Below are 19,327 nucleotides of genomic sequence, written 5' to 3'. Positions count from 1 at the left end.
GTTGAACCATTAATAAAGAATGTGATGAAAAAAAAGAACAAATATGTTTTAGTATTGGGGCTTTTGGCTCTGGTTGTTTCTTGTAAACAGAAACCAAAGACGGATACTTCTGATAAAACCGATAATGAAAAAATTATGCATGAAAATCAAAAAGAAGGGAACCATAATTACCAAAGTGATGTAGCTTTTTTGAAAGAGCACATGGAAATCATTGAACTTTCAGATGCTAACGGAATGGGTAAGGTTGCGGTGGCCCCGTCCTTGCAAGGAAGGGTTATGACCAGTACCGCCGTTGGCGGGGAAGGACAAAGTTTTGGTTGGCTCAATTACGATTTGATCGCATCGGGCGAAGTAAAAGAACATTTTAATCCATTGGGAGGGGAAGAACGTTTTTGGTTAGGCCCGGAAGGAGGTCAATATTCCATTTATTTCAAACCTGGAACAACATTTGAGTTTGATAATTGGTATGTCCCCAAAGAGTTGGATACCGAACCTTTTGAATTGGTTGGCAAGAGCAAGAACGAGGCCAGTTTCAAAAAAGAGATGCAATTGTTGAACTATTCAGGAGTCACCTTTGATTTGTTGGTGGAACGGACCGTAAGATTGCTTTCTACTGAAAAAGTTGCGGATGTCTTGGGAATCGACATTGAAGAAGGAATAAATATGGTCGGTTTTGAAACGGAGAACATATTGACCAATACCGGGGAGAATACCTGGAATGAAGAATCCGGGATGCTTTCCATATGGATTTTGAGCATGCTCAATCCAAGTGACGAGACCAATGTGATCATTCCTTTTAAGAAAGGTGATGAGGCCGAGTTGGGCAAAATAGTGACCGACTATGAGTTCGGAAATGGCGCGATTCCTGCCGATAGGTTAACCGTTTTGGAGGACAAAGGAGTAATCTTGTTTTCCGCAGATGGTAAAAGCAGGGGCAAGATCGGGGTTTCCCCAAAAAGGGCCTTGCCCATAGCAGCAAGCTATGATGCCAAAAACCAAGTTTTAACTTTGGCACATCTTTCCCTGCCAGAGGATAGAAACAAAGGATATGTCAATTCATTGTGGAAATTACAAGATAACCCGTTCGAAGGTGATGCGGTAAATTCATACAATGACGGCCCCTTGGAGGACGGAAGTCAATTAGGTCCTTTTTATGAAATTGAAAGTTCGTCTCCCGCAGCCCATCTTGCTAAAAACGAGAACATTGTGCATGTTCATAGAACGGTGCACTTAAAAGGTGATAAGGATAAACTGGAAAGAATAACCAAAAAATTGTTCAATCTGGAATTGGCAGAGATCAATGCGTTTTAGCTGTTGAAAAAGTTGAAATGGGTTCAATAGAAAGGGATAGCTTTCGCGTGAGTAAAATACTTTTTTATTGCCAGAAATGTCAAATTTGTTATGACAGACCAATTCTTTTGTGAACATGGAGGATATGTATAATTTAATCGAGCCATAAAGTAGCTGAAATAGAACTACATGGGATTTGGGTATGGTACTCGTAGATTGATTGAGGAAATTCAAACAAATGCTTTAGGCTTGGAAAAATTCGATACTTGCTCAACTTTCCCCATCCAAATTAAGATGGAAAGGTACTATTAAAAGGAAAAAAAAGTATTGCTGTTTGATATTTTTAGAGAACAAATTGCTGTTGTCTCATACCTATGGAAAACGATGGTTACTATATAGCTTTTATTAAGCTTCTAGCGGTAATTTCCCTGCTTCAGAAGTAGAAACAGTAATCATTCCATTAATGTTAAAAAATAAACCAAATTAATCGATATGCACAAAATAAGAACAATATCAACTCTTTTGTTGGCTGTTATTATGGCTGGTTGTACACAAAGCCAATTACAGACAGGGGCAACGGATATTATCCCCAAACCCGCTTCTTTGACCGAGGGTCAGGGCCATTTTGAAATCAACAAAAACACCACAGTCTCTGTTGAAAACGAAGCCCAAGCAAAAACAGCCGACCTATTTTTTAGTGAATTTGAAGCCGTTTCAGGTTGGGTACCCGCAGTAAATGTAGGAGGAAATGGAGACATTACTCTCACCACAGATGCCGGTTTAGAAGAAGAAGCCTATACACTTGATGTAACCCAATCAAACATCGCAATCAAGGCGTCTTCAGGTGCAGGATTTTTCTATGCCTTACAAACCCTAAAACAAATGATGCCACCATCGTTTTACAGTGGAGAATTACAAGCTAATATAGTATGGGGTGTACCTGTTGTAAGCATTGGTGATAAACCTGCTTTTGGATGGAGAGGCTATATGTTAGATGTATCCCGTCATTTCTTTGATGCCGAAAGTGTAAAAGATGTCATCGATTTTATGGCAGAGCAAAAACTGAACCGTTTTCACTGGCATTTGGCAGACGACCAAGGCTGGAGACTGGAGATAAAAAGCTATCCAAAACTTACCGAAGTAGGCGCATGGCGTATGGACTACAATACTACCGATGAGAATGTTTCGTACTGGTTTGGTCGTCCAAAGCAAAAACCAGGTGAAAAACCTACGTATGGAGGTTTCTATACCCAAGAAGAAGTAAAGGATATTGTGGCTTATGCCAAGGAACGTTTTATAGAAGTTATTCCGGAAATAGACATGCCGGGGCATGCACAGGCCACTATTGCAGCTTACCCGGAAATAGGCTGTGTGAATGCAGAGCCTTATGTGGCCACTGGGGGTGTGGCCAAGAACAATACCTATAACCCCGGTAAAGAAGAGACCTTTGAATTTGCAGAAAAGATGCTCAACGAGGTTATGGATCTATTCCCATACAAATATGTTCATATTGGCGGGGACGAATGTAACAAGAGCCAATGGGTGGTAGACCCCCATGCACAACGAAGAATAAAAGAAGAAGGATTAAAAGATGTTTATGAGCTACAGAGTTACTTCATCAAACGTATTGAAAAAATAATCAATGCCAGGGGGCGTGCTATGATTGGTTGGGATGAAATTTTAGAAGGCGGTCTGGCACCCAATGCCACGGTGATGAGTTGGCGAGGCGAATCAGGAGGTATCAAATCTGTAAAAGCAGGTCATGAGGTCATTATGACACCTAATAGTTATTGCTATATCGACTTAAAGCAAGGCCATGACGATTTAGAGCCTAATCTGGGTTATGGTAGATTATTACTTTCAACTTCTTATGGTTATAAGGTCATTCCAGATTCGTTGACCGCAGAGGAGGGCAAACTTATCAAAGGCATTCAGGCCAATATGTGGACAGAATCCATTAGCGATTGGGGTAAATTGACCTATATGAATTTTCCAAGATTGTATGCTATTTCAGAAAGCGGATGGACGGCCCAAGAAAATAAAGATTGGGATGATTTTACAGACCGGCTCGAAAGCCAGTTTAGAAAACTCGATGCCCAAAAAGTACGTTATGCCGTAAGTGCCTTTAGTCCATGGATAGACCATAAAGGCAAAGGAAAAGAAATTGAAATTACCTTAAAAACGGAAGTAAACGGACTGGATATCCACTATACATTGGATGGGTCCGAACCTACCACGGCATCTGCCAAATACGATGCCCCTTTTACAATCAGCGAAACCAAGACCGTAAAAGCACAAGCCTTTAAAAATGGTGAAAAGGTGGGGTACTTGTCTTCATTGGAATACCCGGTACACAAAGCAGCGGGCATTTCCAAAGGCAGTAAGGGAGTAGAACGACTTACCGATTTAAATTATGCCGCCATGGAAAATGGAGATGCCAATTGGGTACAGTTCAATGCAGGTGCGGAGATTGATATGGAATTCGATGAATTGACCGAGGTAACAGAGGTAAGCCTCAATGCGCTGCGATGGACCATCTCTGGCGTGTATTTCCCCGAAGTGGTAGAAGTATTTGGTTCTAAAGACGGTAAAAGCTTCACCAAACTTGGAGAGAATGACCAAACCGAAGAAAGCCACATACAGGGCCGTAATAAATTGGCGTACAACATCAGTTTTGACCCCACTGAAATCAAAGCCCTTCGAGTAAAGGCCAAAGAAGTAAGTCCGATAATTGATTGGCACCATCAAGGAGGAAAATCGCATGCGGCCATCAAGATTGATGAAATCGTGGTAAACTAAATTTGATTACATACAAAAATGAAAATCTATAGGAACATGCGAAAAGTAAAAGTTGTTTTAATAACATTGAGCCTTCTTTTGGGCATCAGTAGTGGCTTGGAAGCCCAACATTACGAAGCCAACTGGGAATCGTTGGACAAACGTCCGGTTGCAGATTGGTTCGAAGATGCCAAGTTTGGTATTTTCATTCATTGGGGGCCTTATTCCGTGCCTTCATGGTCGCCCAAAGGCACCTATGAAGAGTGGTACCAACAATGGTTTACCGGTCAATCCATTTTTGGCAATGGTACATTTACCGGGCAAGAGATTCCCGAATTTCATAAGAAGACCTATGGAGAGGATTTTAACTATATCGACTTTGGCAAAGAGTGGAAAGCAGAACTCTACAATCCAGAAAAGTGGGCGGAAATCTTTAAAAAGTCAGGAGCCAAGTACGTTATTATGACCTCAAAGCACCATGATGGATTTACGCTTTGGCCAAACAAACATGCCACTGAATCCAGAGGTTACCTATGGAACAGCGTGGAAACGGGCCCTAAAAGGGATTTGGTGGGCGATTATGTAAAGGCCATGAAAGATGCTGGTCTTAAAGCAGGCTTGTACTACTCGCTCTACGAATGGTTTCATCCGTGGTATCAGCTAGGTTCAGAGAAGTTTGTAAAAGACTACTACCATCCTCAGTTTAAGGATTTGGTGACCAATTATAAGCCGGACCTTATCTATGCCGACGGGGAATGGGACCATGGGGACGATTACTGGAAAAGCACCGAATTATTGGCATGGCTCTTCAACGATTCTCCGGTAAAGGACAATGTGGTCATCAACGACCGATGGGAAAAAGGCCAGCGCCATAAGCATGGAGGGTACTTTACCACCGAATACCTACGTGAAGAGGTGAAGTTCAACAAACCTTGGGAAGAAATCCGCGGTATGGGATTGTCCTTTGGTTACAACCGTAACGAGGATATAGAAGATTACAATAGTCCAGAGATGCTCATCTTGATGTTAGCAGACATAGTAAGCCAGGGCGGTAACCTCTGTATCAATGTAGGCCCCACTGGAGCAGGTAAAATTCCCGTAATCATGCAAGAGCGCTTAATGCAGATAGGACAATGGCTGGAAGTGAACGGGGACGCCATCTACGGAACCAGAAAATGGAAACAATCTTACCAATGGTCTCCTGGAGACCGTAATTTCCAGTTGTTGGAAGAAGGGCAATCCTATGTGGAGGGAAGCTATATCCTAAAACAAACTATAGATCAACAACCTGGCAAGGCTGTAAAGGAGCTCTTTTTTACTTCAAAAGGAAAAGATGTCTATGCCATCTCGCCAAAATTTCCCAAAGGACAATTGGAGATAAAAGGCATAAAACCCACAAAAAATACCAAAATAACATTATTGGGACATGAAGGGGAACTTGAGTATGAGTACAAAAAAGGAAACATCACCGTACAAGTGCCTCGTTTGGCCTATGACGAACTACCATGTCTGTATGCATGGAGCTTTAAAATAACGAACGCTAAATAATAGTATTTAATAAAAGTAGAAAGTAGAAATAAGATGAAGAACACTATTAAAGTATTGACAACCGTACTGCTCTTACAATTTGGTTATACAGCCAATGCCCAGCAATACGAAGCCAACTGGGAATCCTTGGACAAACGTCCCGTAGCCGATTGGTTCGAGGATGCCAAATTGGGTATTTTTATCCATTGGGGCCCATATTCCGTACCCGCATGGTCGCCCAAAGGAACCTATTCCGAATGGTACCAACATTGGATGCAAAGCAAAGCCCTTTTCGGAAATGGCAATTTTAAAGGAGATGAAGTATGGCAGTACCATAAGGAAACCTATGGTCCCCATTTTAGCTATTACAATTTTGGCGATATGTTCAAGGCCGATTTATTCGATGCCGATGAATGGGCGGCATTGTTTGAAGAAGCCGGAGCTAAGTACATTATGCTGACCTCCAAGCACCACGATGGCTTTACCCTTTGGCCCAACAAACAAGCAAACGACCGGGGTTATGCATGGAACAGTATGGAAGTTGGTCCCAAAAGAGATTTAGTAGGAGAATTAAGCACTGCCGTAAAAAAGACTTCCGTAAAAATGGGGCTTTACTACTCGCTTTACGAATGGTATCATCCTTGGTGGCAAGACGATAAAGAACGTTTCGTGAAAGAACACATGCACCCACAATTTAAAGACCTTGTTCAAAATTACGAGCCAGAACTTATTTGGAGTGATGGCGACTGGGATATGGAAGCCGAAAAATGGAAATCACAAGAACTATTAGCTTGGTTGTTCAACGAATCCAACGTAAAAGACAATGTTGTGGTGAACGACCGCTGGGGAAAAGGCATCCGCTTTAATCACGGAGGCTATTACACTTCAGAATACGGAGGGCACGAAGTTTACGATAAACCTTGGGAAGAATGTCGAGGCTTAGGTTTCTCATTCGGATATAATCAAAATGAAGATGCCTACGATTATATGAAGCCCCGTACATTGGTGCTAATGTTGGTGGACATTGTAAGTAATGGTGGAAACCTATTATTGGACATAGGCCCTGACAGCCGAGGAAGTATTCCGCCCATTATGCAACTCCGCCTTAAAGAATTGGGAATGTGGCTAAAAGTAAACGGCGAAGCCATTTATGGTACCCGTAAGTGGAAAGAATCGGCACAATGGTCCAAAGGTGATAAAAAGTTTGAAAAGACGACCCACTATCTGGGCAGTGACTATATTCTAAAACAAACCATAGATCCCCAACCAGGTAAGGCCGTAAAAGAGTTGTTTTTTACCAAAAAAGGAGACAATGTTTATGCCATTGCCCCTAAATTCCCTAAAGGAAAGTTGGTTGTAAAAGGTGTAAAGCCTTCAAAAAACACCAAAGTAACACTCTTGGGACATGAAGGCGACTTTGCGTATGAATACAAAGGTGGAAAACTAATAGTGAACATACCATCATTAACATACGATGAACTACCATGTCAACATGCATGGAGCTTTAAAATTTCGAATGTGAAGTAAGTAAAGTTCTATGAAATTATACAAGTGCGAGAGCAATGTTATAATAGAGAACCAAGAACAATATTTCCCCCTGCAGGTTAATGATTGGGATAACCTGATCAACCGCAGGGGATTATATTCATTTTTACAAGAGCAGATACAGAACAGTTCCCCTACAAATGACATGGCCCTTTCGGGATTACAAGCACCAATAGGTGGACAAGAAGTATGGGCGGCAGGGGTAACCTACCTTCGAAGTCGCGATGCCCGAATGGAAGAATCCAAACAAAGCGGAGGTGATACGTTTTATGACAAAGTGTACGATGCCGAGCGTCCCGAGATTTTCTTTAAGGCCACTGCAAACAGGGTAGTGGGTACCAACGATACCCTGCACATACGAAGAGATTCTGTCTGGGATGTGCCAGAGCCGGAACTCACTCTCTTTATCAGTTCAGAAGGTACCATAGAAGCCTATACCGTAGGCAACGATATGAGTTCCCGTAGCATTGAAGGAGAAAATCCGCTCTACCTACCGCAAGCAAAAATGTATGAACGTTGCGCTGCACTTGGTCCTTGCCTTTATGTGCCCGAACAGCCCATTGACCTTGAAACGGAAATAGAACTCGCTATTATCAGAAAAGGTAAAACCGAGTTTGAAGGAAAAATCCCCATCAGCAATATGAAGCGGACACATACCGAACTGGTAAGCTACCTTTTCAGGGAATGCAATTTTCCCAAAGGCTGCTTTCTTATGACAGGTACAGGACTTGTCCCGCCTGATACTTTTACACTACGGCCCCAAGATGTAGTAAATATTACCATAGCCCCTATAGGTACATTGACAAACACCATTACTCAAAAAATTGGATAAAAAGATAAAAATGAAAAGCATAAAACAGCAGCTATTACTTGCACTGACCATTTGCCTGTTTGCATCCTGTAACACCAAAGAAAAGAAGAAAATTCAAGAGAAGCCTAACATATTGTTCCTCTTTGCTGATGACTACACCTATGAAGCCATTCATGCACTTGGTAATAGTGTGATTAAAACCCCTAACCTTGATAAGCTGGTAAACAACGGTACCACCTTTACACATGCATACAATATGGGAGGTTGGGAACAGGCCGTTTGTGTTGCTTCACGCTCTATGATTATTTCCGGACGATCACTATGGCGGGCACAGGAAATGGAGCGCAAATGGATACAAAACGATAGCATAGCAAACAACAATACATGGGGGCAGCTAATGCAAGCACAAGGCTACAATACCTACATGAGTGGCAAATGGCACGTGCGCGTACCCGCAAATAAAGTATTTGAAACAGCTAAGGACATTAAACCCGGAATGCCCTCCGATAACATGGGGAAAAACTGGGGGCCTATCACCAAAGCCATGAGAGAAGCCTATGAAAAAGGAGAAGATGTGGCCCAACACCTTCCTTCCGGTTATAACCGCCCCCTTGATGAAAATGACCATAGTTGGTCACCCACTGATACCCTGCAAGGAGGCTTTTGGCAAGGAGGAAAACACTGGAGTGAAGTACTGAAAGACCACAGTTTGGAGTTTATAGCAGATGCTGTCCGAAAAGAAGACCCCTTCTTTATGTACGTTGCCTTCAATGCGCCGCATGACCCCCGACAGTCACCCCAATCATTTTTGGATAAATATAATTTGAACGATATTCCCCTGCCTAAAAACTGGTTACCCGAGTATCCCTATAAAGAAAGTATAGGTAACTCAGTACTCGTACGTGACGAAGCATTGGCACCCTATCCACGTACCTCTTTCGCCATCAAGACCCACCTTAAGGAATACTATGCCATCATCACACACTTAGACGAACAAATAGGAAAAATATTCGATGCACTGGAAGCCTCCGGCAAAGCCGATAACACCTATATTTTCTTTACGGGTGACCACGGACTGTCTGTAGGGCATCACGGACTCATTGGTAAGCAAAGCCTCTTTGACCATAGCGTGCGCGTACCCCTAATGGTGACAGGTCCTGGCATTCCAAAAGGAAAGAAATTGAGCAACGATGTATACCTGCAAGATATCATGGCTACCAGTCTGGAATTGGCTGGCATAGAAAAACCCGATTATGTAGACTTCAACAGTTTGCTTCCATTAGCAAAAGGCGAAACCGCCGAAGGAAGTCTTGAAAAAGGCGTATACGGAGCCTATATGGACTACCAGCGCATGATTAGAAAAGACGGTTACAAACTGTTAGTATATCCTAAAATCGATAAAGTGCTCCTTTTCGATATGGAAAACGACCCGCTGGAAATGCATGATTTGGCAGAAGAACCAGAACATAAAGAACGCGTTAAAACCTTGTTTGCGAGTTTATTGGAACTCCAAAAAGAAATGAAAGACCCACTTGATTTAAATGAAATGTACCAAAATTTATTTTAGTACATGACAAAAATTAATTTTATATCAAAATGTCAGTCTGAGCGCAGTCGAAGACCTTTAAAATTCGACTTTAGTTTATCTTGAGCCTAGTCGAAAGGCTCAATGTGACATATCATTTTTTGTCATGTACTGAAAAAATTTATAATCAAAATAAGATGAAACATAAAATAAGTATACTAGGACTACTTGCCGTATTAATGAATATTGTTTGTGTAGCACAAACATTGCCCGAATACCGTCTAAAAGAAGGCACACGTCAAATACACCTCGATTTTCATACCTCAGGTAAAATAGAGGATATTGGAAAGAAATTCAACAAAAAACAATTTCAGGAAGCTCTTAAAGCAGGACATGTTAATTCCATTAATGTCTTTGCCAAAGGCCACCATTCTTGGGCGTACTACAATACCAAGGCAGGGATGCGACATCCCCACCTCGATTTCGATTTGCTGAAAGCCCAAATTGAAGCCTGTCATGAAATAGGCGTTCGCGTACAGGCCTACATTACCGTAGGTTGGTCTGTTCAAGATGCATTAAAAAATCCAGAATGGGAAACACTTAATAAACAAGGAAAAGCAGCTTTTAGAGAGGCTACCAAAAACCTAAAACCTGGCGACCGTATGCCCTGGGGTTGGCCAGAACTTTCTCCCGAAGGAGCCTATTTAGATTTGATTCTTGCCCAAACCGAAGAAATTGTAAGAGACTATGATGTAGATGGTATTTGGTACGACATTATCCCCTTCGATAAAGTAAACTTTAACGAAGCCAGTAAAAAAGATATGAAAGCCAACGGAGTGGATATGGATGACCCCGTTGCAACCAAGGAATACCACGCCAAAAAAATGAAAGTATTTATGGAGAAATCCAGCCAAATGGTGAAAAAATACAAGCCCAATGCCTCGCTTTTTTACAATTGGACGACCCACCTTTCCGCCAATGGCAATACCTTTAAACACTCCTTTTATAACTATAACACCAAACAAGATTTAGAAGACCTGCCCACCACTTGGGGCGGTTACGATATTCTGCCTATGCGTGCCAAGTTCTTTGCCAATACTGGGAAGCCGCTAGTGGCCATGAGTGGTAAATTCCACACCTCGTGGGGGGAATTTGGAGGTTTCAAGCACAAGGACGCTATCCTGTACGAAGCAGCAGCCATGGTCGCTTTTGGAGCAAGCCCAAACTTTGGCGACCAGTTGCACCCCAGCGGAGAAATGGACATGGGTACCTATACCAACATAGGCCATGCCTTTGAATACGTAGAAAAAATAGAAGACTATGGTATAGGCGCAGAGCACTATGCCTCCCTTGGACTTTGGATGACATTGAATAATCGTGCTGATGAAGGCTTGACCCGTATGCTGCTCGAAAACCAATACAACTTTGAGGTGGTCAATAATTTACAAGACTGGAGTCATATAAAAACAATCATCCTGCCATCATCAGCCAGACTCAATTCTGAAGATGTAAAACGCTTGAAAACATTCCAAACCAGCGGAGGAAGCATCGTAACAATGGGCAGGGGTACACTCGATTTCGAAACCGAAAAGTTCCTATTGGATTTTGATATCGATTATATCGGTCATCCTGAAAAAGATAACGACTACACCGTAGTAAAACCAGCCATTGGAGAAGGTATAGTACCAACCCCTTTTCTAAATTACGAACCTGCCCTTCGTGTAAAGCCCAAAGCAGGAACGGAAGTATTGGCCACCATCCGTGAACCCTATTTCAGTAGAACATTAGGTTATTTCAGTTCACATGCCAATACACCCAATAAATTGGAAGATGCTGCCCATCCAGCAGTAGTAAAATCTAACAACAGCGTCTATTTTGCCCATGCGCTGGACAACGCTTACTTCACCCATGGAGCCCGTATTCACCGAGACCTGTTTATCAATGGCTTAAAGCAAGTGCACAACAGTCGTTACCTGGAAGTAGATTTGCCCAGTGCAGGAAGAGCCAACTTATTGCACCAGCCCGATAAAAAACGCTATGTAGCCCATTTGCTTTACGCCGCAGCACACCAAAGAGGTAGGGCGCAAGTGATAGAAGATTTAGTACCTATACATAACACTACAGTTAAAGTAAGGCTTTCGGAAAAGGTGAAAAAAGCATACTTGATACCTTCTGGAAAACCTTTGAAAATAGAAAAAGAAGGAGATGCTATAGTTGTAGAAGTAGAAAAATTCACAGCACATACCGCTGTGGTTTTTGAGTATTGATTTTTTGTATTGAACTCATTTTAACCTAATAAAAAGCATTCAATGAAATTAAAATTATTTTTGTTGATTTTCTTACAGAGTCTCGTTAGTAATTTAGAGGTTACCGCTCAAGAAAAAACCAATTACAATGCTACCCTTTGGTACGAATACCCCGCTGAAGATTGGCGAACCCAAGCCCTTCACCTCGGTAATGGTTATATGGGGGCTTCCTTTTACGGAGGCATAAAAGAAGAACGCTTTGATACCACCGAAGAAACAATGTGGTTTGGCGGCCCGGGGCAAAACCCCGACTACAATTACGGCATCAAAGAAGGCGACAAACACCTAAAAGAAATTCGGGAAGCCATTGTTGCAGGAGAAGTTGAAAAAGCCGACCAAATGGTGCAGCGACACTTTACAGGCGATTATGCCGATTTTGGCGCACTAACATCCATAGAACACCTCTATTTTTCCTTTGAAAACCACGAAGGCGAAGCCACCAATTATAAACGTACCCTTGATGTGTCCAAATCACTGGCTACAGTGAGTTATGAAATGAACGGCACAACTTACAACCGCGAGTACTTTACGAGCTATCCCGACCGAGTAATGGCAATACGCTTTAAAAGTAGTGCCTCTGGGAAATTAAGTTTTGGTATCCGTAGGGATTTCACCCAAAAACAAAACAAAGTGACCATTAAAGGCGACGAAATACGCGTAGAAGGTTTAATAGATGGAAACAACCGTAAATACGAAGTAAAAATTAAAGTACTTCACGAAGGCGGAAAAATCACCAGTGAAAATGGCAACTTTAAACTTTCAGGAGCCACTTCAGCAACCATATACTACACTACCGCAACCGAATACCAGCCCATAGCACCACTCTACAATGGAGCCGACCCACACAAGATTACCTCGAAAATCATGAAGGCAGCTACCAAAAAAGGCTATGAGCAATTAAAGAAAGACCATATAGCAGATTATACCAGCCTGTACAACAGAACGTCTTTGGAAATGGATGGCGACCCAACACTGGAAGTGCTGCCCACCAACGAACGCTACGAAATGCTAAAAACAGGTATGAATGACGATGCAGGACTCAAAACCTTGTTGTTCAATCTCGGAAAATATTTGCTCATTAGTGCATCAAGAGAAGGGACGCTCCCTTCAGGACTGCAAGGTGTATGGGTATCGGCTAGAACAGCAGCTTGGGCAGGGAACTATCAGAGTAACATCAACCTACAGGAAATGTACTGGACAGCAGGCCCACTCAATCTCCCCGATGTACACGAATCCTACATCAACTGGATAAAAACCATCGTAGAGCCCGGGCGCAAAGTGGCCAAAGCCTACTACGGCACAGACGGATGGGTAAGTCATACTACAGGAAACATCTGGGGTTTTGCCTCACCCGGCTCCGATATGCTTTGGGGGCTATATCCATCAGGAGCTGCTTGGCATTGTCAGCACTTATGGAGCCAGTATGAATACACGATGGATAAGGACTATCTGAAAAATGAAGCCTATCCCATCATGAAAGAAGCCGCCCAATTCTGGTTGCAGAATATGGTGCCTTACGAAGGCAAATACATCATTGCACCTACCATATCCGCAGAACATGGGGTAGATTTCAAGGACGGAAAACCTGTGGACTATGCCCTCACCAATGGCGAAGCCAGAGCAGGAAAACTGTTCAACCTCCCTGGAGCATACCAAGACATACAAATGGTGTACGACCTGTATACCAACGTCATGTTAGCATCCGAAACATTGGATGTAGATGCTGACTTCCGTCAAAAAGTAAAAACCACACGAGACCAACTGTTACCTATACGTATTGGTAAATACGGACAAATACAAGAATGGGCGTGGGATATGGACAACCCACGTGACCATCACCGCCACATCGCCCACATGTACGCCTTAATGCCCGGTAGGCAAATAGACCCGATAAAAACACCAAAATTGGCAAAAGCAGCAACCAAATCTTTGAATATGAGAGGGCACACCCTCTACGGTCCCAAATGGCCACACATGGGAGGTAACTGGAACAGAACCTGGCGTATCTGGTGTTATACCCGTTTAGGCGACGGCGAAAAAGCCACCCGTATTTTTAACGATATGGTCACCCAAGTAGGTTTTGAAAACCTGATGGCACACGAAAGTAACAATATGCAAGTAGATGGCTCAATGTCTACCCCCGGCTTTATGGCAGAAATGCTGTTACAGTCCCATCAAGGGGAAATTCATTTACTGCCAGCCCTTCCTACCGAATGGCCAGCAGGTAAAGTAAAAGGGTTGATTGCCAGAGGAGCCTTCAAAGTAGATATAGAATGGCGGTACGGACACTTGGTGTCTTGCACCATTGAGTCCCTAAAAGGCGAAAAATTACCACCTGTCCGTTTAACAGGAGAATTGATAGACCCGGCTAAAGATGAAAGAATCAAGATTATAAGATAACCTTTTAGTACATGGCAAAAATTAATTTTATATCAAAATGTCAGTCTGAGCGCAGTCGAAGACCTTTAAAATTCGACTTTTTGATGCATTTCGACTTTAGTTTACCTTGAGCATAGTCGAAAGGCTCAATGTGACATATCATTTTTTGTCATGTACTGAAAAGATAACCTAAAAATCAAAGTCATGAAGAACAACAACAAACACAGTAGACGTAAATTTCTGCAAAGCACCATACTTACGGGGAGTGCCCTTGCAGCAGCACCCGTAATGTTAAATAGTTGTTCTGGTGACTCAAATTGTTGTAACGGTACAGAGGAAAGCAGCAGGACAAATACAAAAGGCTCGTACAACACCCCTTATACCGATGCATACATTGACAAAATAGCTTTCCCCATAGGCGGATTGGGCGCAGGCATGTTCTGTATTGAAGGTACAGGAGCCATTTCCCACATGTCCGTTCGCAACAAACCCGACATTTTTCATGAACCCTGCACCTTTGCAGCCATAAAAGTAAAAGGGCTTGAAAACGGTGTAAAAGTATTGGAAGGCCCTGTGCCAGAGCGAAAAATCTTCGGACAAAGAGGAACAGGAAGAGGAGCAGCAGGTACCAGTCTGGGATTGCCACGGTTTAGCAAATGCAAGTTTGACTGGCAGTTCCCATTTGCAAAAATAGACTTGGAAGACGGGGACATCCCCATGAAAGTAAAAATTACGGCATGGAGTCCTTTCATTCCCGGTGATGAAGATAACTCAGGAATGCCCGTAGGAGCTTTCGAGTACACCTTTGAAAACACCTCAGGAAAAGAACAAGAAGCCGTTTTTTCATGGAATGCCAAAAACTTTATGAGTCAGGGCAATGGCAATTACATTGGCAAGCACCCGAATGGTTTTGTACTGGGTCAAAAAGAAGAAAAGGACAACCCCTGGAAACAAGGACAGTTTGCAGCATTTGTTCCCGATGATAGCAGCACTACAGACCATGCATGGTTTCGTGGAGGCTGGTGGGACCCGCTTTCCATGGCGTGGAACAAAATTGAAAAAGGAGATACCGCTACCCAAGAGCCCGTAGAAGGAGCAGCCCCCGGAGCATCCGTTTTTGTACCTTTCACGCTGGCAGCAGGAGAAAGCAAAACCATAAAACTACTGTTCGCCTGGTATGTACCCGAATCCGATATCCGATTGGGAGCAACCGTGAGCAACGATTGTCAACCCGGTAACTCTTGTGCAGAATCAAACACTTACAAACCTTGGTACAGCAGCCGTTTTGCCTCCCTGACAGAAGTATCGCAATTCTGGCAAAAAAACTATACCAACCTTCAGGAAAAAACACAAGCCTTTACCGATACATTTTACGCTTCCACACTGCCCGATGAGGTCATGGAAGCAGTAGCCGCCAACCTTACCATATTAAAATCCCCAACCATATTGCGCCAGACCGATGGCAACCTTTGGGGATGGGAAGGGTGCAACGACCAAGGAGGCTGCTGCCACGGTTCATGTACCCACGTGTGGAACTATGCACAAGCCATTCCCCATCTATTCCCGGCCATGGAACGTACCCTCAGACAGACCGAATTTACTATCAGTCAGGATAACGAAGGACACCAGACCTTTAGGTCATCACTGCCCATTCGTAAAGTAGACCATAATTTTTACAGCGCTGCAGATGGCCAATTGGGAGGCATTATGAAAGTGTACCGCGATTGGCGTATCTATGGCGATAACAATTGGATGGAAAAACTCTATCCCAATGTAAAAGAAAGTATGGATTACTGCATCCGTACCTGGGACCCCAAGCGAAAAGGCATTTTGGAAGAACCCCACCACAATACTTACGATGTAGAATTTTGGGGGCCAAACGGCATGTGTACCAGCTTTTATCTGGGAGCCCTAGCCGCCTTTGTAGAAATAAGCAAAGCACTCAACCAATCTTTTGATACCTATGCCCAATTGCTCGAAAAAGGTAAAAAGTTCATGGAAGAAGAGCTGTTTGATGGCGAATACTTCATCCATAAAATACAATGGACAGGATTGGAAGCCAAAGACCCTATAGAGCTTTCAAAACACTCCTGGACATCAGACTATTCCAAAGAAGCCAAAGCACTTCTGGAAAAAGAAGGCCCCAAGTACCAATACGGTAAAGGTTGCCTTTCCGATGGAATTTTGGGTATGTGGATAGCCTCCTGTGCAGGTTTGGAAGAACCTGTGGACAATGCCAAAGTAACCAGTCACCTAAAATCCATCCACAAGTACAATCTTATTGAAGACTTGCGCGATTACCCCAACCCCCAGCGTCCGGCTTATGCAGCAGGAGCCGAAGGCGGCCTGTTGCTGTGCAGTTGGCCAAAGGGCGGTAAACTATCGCTTCCCTTTGTATACAGCAACGAAGTGTGGACAGGTATAGAATATCAGGTAGCCTCACATTTGATGATGAAAGGACAGGTAGAAGAAGGGCTCGAAATAGTCCGTACCTGTCGCGCCAGATATGACGGTAATGTGCGCAACCCCTTCAACGAATACGAATGTGGACACTGGTACGCCCGCGCCATGGCGAGCTATGGCCTATTACAAGGACTTACAGGAGTACGCTATGATGCAGTAGAAAAAGCCCTTTATATCGATTCCAGAATAGGCGATGAATTCACCACCTTCCTGTCCACCGAAACAGGCTTTGGAAATGTAGGATTAAAAAACGGAAAACCCTTTGTCAATATAAAAGAAGGTACCATAGCTATTAACACCGTATGGGTGTCAGGCGAGAAAAAATCCCTGAGCAACGTATAAAAACCATTGAATAAACATGATTAAAAAAACTGCTTTGATGAAAACCAATTACATAATCTATTCCCTGCTATTGCTGGCAATCACAGCCTGCCAGTCACCAAAAATGGAATACGGCACTAACGCCATCATCCCCAAACCCGCAATGCTGGAAGAAGGCAATGGCTTTTTTGCAATAAATAGTAACACCACTGTTTCCGTAGAAAATGAAGCCCAAGCAAAAACTGCGAATCTATTTTTTAGTGAATTTGAAGCAGTGTCCGGTTGGGTACCACAAATAAACGTAAGAGGAAATGGGGACATTATCTTCACAACAGATGCCAGTTTACAGGAAGAAGCCTATACACTGGACGTAAGCCCCACGGCAGTAAACATAAAAGCCGCATCGGACGCAGGATTTTTCTATGCCCTACAATCCTTAAAGCAACTTTTGCCCACTTCATTTTACAGTAACAAATTGCAGGCTAATGTAGTTTGGAACATTCCCGTGGTAAGCATAAAAGACAAACCCGCACTCGGATGGCGAGGCTATATGCTGGATGTGTCCCGTCATTTCTTTGATAAAGAACAAGTAAAGGACGTACTGGATTTTATGGCAGAATCCAAACTCAACCGCTTTCACTGGCACCTTACCGACGACCAAGGCTGGCGCGTAGAAATAAAAAGCTACCCCAAATTAACAGAAGTAGGTGCGTGGCGAATGGACTATAATACCACAGACGAAACCCTAGCACGTTGGTGGGGCAGACCCAAACAAAAGCCAGGAGAAAAACCCACGTACGGCGGTTTTTACACCCAAGAAGACATCAAGGAAATAGTGGCCTATGCCAAGGAACGCTTTATCGAAGTCATCCCCGAAATAGATATGCCCGGTCACGCACAAGCTACCATTGCTGCCTATCCCGAAATAGGTTGTGTCAATGCCGAGCCTTATGTAGCCACAGGAGGGGTATGGTTAAACAATACCTACAATCCCGGTAAAGAAGAAACCTTTGAATTTGCCGAGAAAATGCTCAACGAAGTAATGGATTTGTTTCCCTATGAATATGTACATATAGGTGGAGACGAGTGCAACAAAAGCCAATGGCAGGTTGACCCTCACGCCCAACGTAGGATAAAAGAAGAAGGGTTAAAAGATGAAGGCGAATTGCAAAGTTATTTCCTTAAACGTATTGAAAAAATAATTAATACCAGAGGCAAGACAATGATAGGTTGGGACGAAATCTTGGAAGGTGGTTTGGCACCCAATGCTACCGTAATGAGTTGGCGTGGCGAATCGGGAGGTATAGCCTCCGCTAAGGCAGGTCACGAAGTAATTATGACTCCCAATAGCTATTGCTATATCGATTTAAGACAAGGTCACGACGATATGGAACCCAATCTTGGCTATGGCGAGTTATTACTCTCCAAAAGTTACAGCTATCAAGTAGTGCCCGATGCACTTTCGGCAGAAGAAGGTAAGCTCATAAAAGGGATTCAGGCCAATATGTGGACAGAATCCATTAGCGATTGGGGCAAGTTGACCTATATGACCTTTCCCCGCCTAAATGCCATAGCCGAAGTAGGCTGGACAGCACAAGGCAACCGCAATTGGGACGATTTTACCAACCGCTTGGAAACTCAATTTAAACGTTGGGATGCCCAAAACGTACGCTATGCCAAAAGTGCTTTTAGTCCGTGGATACGTCATAAAGGCAATGGAAAAAACATTACCGTAACCATAAAAACAGAAGTCAACGGACTGGACATTCATTATACATTGGATGGTTCAAAACCTACCACTACTTCTCCAAAGTATAAAGGTGAATTTACCATTTCAGAAAGCAGCGTGGTAAATGCACAAGCCTTTAAAAACGGAACAGCCATAGGTTATGTGGCTTCTATCGATTTTCCTGTGCATAAAGCAGCAGGAGCCAAAGTCGTAGATAATAAATCAGGTAAGGAACTCCCGAAATTAACAGACCTTAACTACGCCAGACATAGTGTAGATGACGGCAACTGGAATATTTTTGGTGGAGCTTCATTAGATGTAAATATTGAACTGGATGCCCCTACCGAAGTAAAAAGCCTAAAATTCAATACCCATTTGGTAAACGACCGTGCCACCTATCGCCCCCATACAGTAGAAGTATTTGGAGCAACAAACGGAGGAGAATTTGTAAAATTGGGCGAACTCATTCAACCCGAAAAAGGACTGGAACAAGGCTATATAAAATATGCCAATGCAATAAACTTAACCCCAACTAGGGTTAACGTGATTAAAATCAAAGCCAGTTCAATAAATCCAATACCGGCAGGTCACCAAACGCCCGGTGGAGCCAGTGCTATAAGTATTGATGAGTTTGTGGTGAACTAAATAACAAT

The 19,327-nt window shown here is 43.1% G+C and carries 10 protein-coding genes; all 10 read left to right on the top strand.

Annotated features, from left to right (window positions below):
- The first annotated feature begins 24 nt into the window (after positions 1-24).
- The 10 genes from E4661_RS00140 (at position 25) to E4661_RS00095 (ending at position 19,319) form a co-directional block, all read left to right on the top strand.
- Positions 25-1,311 (top strand): DUF6786 family protein, encoded by a 1,287-nt coding sequence (locus E4661_RS00140; protein WP_205728899.1) that lies wholly within the window; start codon positions 25-27, stop codon positions 1,309-1,311.
- Between the two features lie 471 nt (positions 1,312-1,782).
- Positions 1,783-4,089 carry a beta-N-acetylhexosaminidase gene (locus tag E4661_RS00135; RefSeq protein WP_136464789.1) on the top strand — a complete coding sequence of 769 codons (2,307 nt, stop codon included), beginning with the start codon at positions 1,783-1,785 and terminating at the stop codon, positions 4,087-4,089.
- 36 nt (positions 4,090-4,125) lie between these two features.
- A complete protein-coding gene (locus E4661_RS00130; RefSeq protein WP_136464788.1) occupies positions 4,126-5,616 on the top strand; it encodes an alpha-L-fucosidase in 1,491 nt (496 codons plus the stop codon).
- Between the two features lie 33 nt (positions 5,617-5,649).
- Entirely contained in the window at positions 5,650-7,122 is a 1,473-nt protein-coding gene (locus tag E4661_RS00125; protein WP_136464787.1) for an alpha-L-fucosidase, read from the top strand.
- 10 nt (positions 7,123-7,132) lie between these two features.
- Complete coding sequence (locus E4661_RS00120) at positions 7,133-7,972, top strand: fumarylacetoacetate hydrolase family protein (protein WP_136464786.1); 840 nt, start codon at positions 7,133-7,135, stop codon at positions 7,970-7,972.
- 10 nt (positions 7,973-7,982) lie between these two features.
- The gene (locus E4661_RS00115; protein ID WP_136464785.1) at positions 7,983-9,518 is read left to right on the top strand and encodes a sulfatase family protein; all 1,536 of its coding nucleotides are present in this window, start codon (positions 7,983-7,985) and stop codon (positions 9,516-9,518) included.
- A gap of 155 nt (positions 9,519-9,673) precedes the next feature.
- On the top strand, positions 9,674-11,743 hold the full coding sequence (locus tag E4661_RS00110; protein ID WP_136464784.1) for an alpha-amylase family protein: 2,070 nt from the start codon (positions 9,674-9,676) through the stop codon (positions 11,741-11,743).
- A gap of 42 nt (positions 11,744-11,785) precedes the next feature.
- Entirely contained in the window at positions 11,786-14,182 is a 2,397-nt protein-coding gene (locus E4661_RS00105; protein ID WP_136464783.1) for a glycoside hydrolase family 95 protein, read from the top strand.
- Between the two features lie 183 nt (positions 14,183-14,365).
- On the top strand, positions 14,366-16,966 hold the full coding sequence (locus tag E4661_RS00100) for a GH116 family glycosyl hydrolase (protein WP_136464782.1): 2,601 nt from the start codon (positions 14,366-14,368) through the stop codon (positions 16,964-16,966).
- A 37-nt stretch (positions 16,967-17,003) separates the two neighbouring features.
- Positions 17,004-19,319 carry a beta-N-acetylhexosaminidase gene (locus E4661_RS00095; protein WP_168796292.1) on the top strand — a complete coding sequence of 772 codons (2,316 nt, stop codon included), beginning with the start codon at positions 17,004-17,006 and terminating at the stop codon, positions 19,317-19,319.
- Positions 19,320-19,327: the final 8 nt, after the last annotated feature.

This window comes from Flagellimonas onchidii, from assembly GCF_004804315.1.
Lineage (GTDB): Bacteria > Bacteroidota > Bacteroidia > Flavobacteriales > Flavobacteriaceae > Flagellimonas > Flagellimonas onchidii.
This window is presented reverse-complemented; position numbering and strand designations above follow the sequence as displayed.

What these genes read in the sequence shown, in the direction of transcription:
- E4661_RS00115 (WP_136464785.1), top strand. Translation starts at nt 7,983, where the DNA reads ATGAAAAGCATAAAACAGCAGCTATTACTTGCACTGACCATTTGCCTG.
- E4661_RS00110 (WP_136464784.1), top strand. Translation starts at nt 9,674, where the DNA reads ATGAAACATAAAATAAGTATACTAGGACTACTTGCCGTATTAATGAAT.
- E4661_RS00120 (WP_136464786.1), top strand. Translation starts at nt 7,133, where the DNA reads ATGAAATTATACAAGTGCGAGAGCAATGTTATAATAGAGAACCAAGAA.
- E4661_RS00140 (WP_205728899.1), top strand. Translation starts at nt 25, where the DNA reads ATGAAAAAAAAGAACAAATATGTTTTAGTATTGGGGCTTTTGGCTCTG.
- E4661_RS00135 (WP_136464789.1), top strand. Translation starts at nt 1,783, where the DNA reads ATGCACAAAATAAGAACAATATCAACTCTTTTGTTGGCTGTTATTATG.
- E4661_RS00100 (WP_136464782.1), top strand. Translation starts at nt 14,366, where the DNA reads ATGAAGAACAACAACAAACACAGTAGACGTAAATTTCTGCAAAGCACC.
- E4661_RS00125 (WP_136464787.1), top strand. Translation starts at nt 5,650, where the DNA reads ATGAAGAACACTATTAAAGTATTGACAACCGTACTGCTCTTACAATTT.
- E4661_RS00105 (WP_136464783.1), top strand. Translation starts at nt 11,786, where the DNA reads ATGAAATTAAAATTATTTTTGTTGATTTTCTTACAGAGTCTCGTTAGT.
- E4661_RS00095 (WP_168796292.1), top strand. Translation starts at nt 17,004, where the DNA reads ATGAAAACCAATTACATAATCTATTCCCTGCTATTGCTGGCAATCACA.
- E4661_RS00130 (WP_136464788.1), top strand. Translation starts at nt 4,126, where the DNA reads ATGCGAAAAGTAAAAGTTGTTTTAATAACATTGAGCCTTCTTTTGGGC.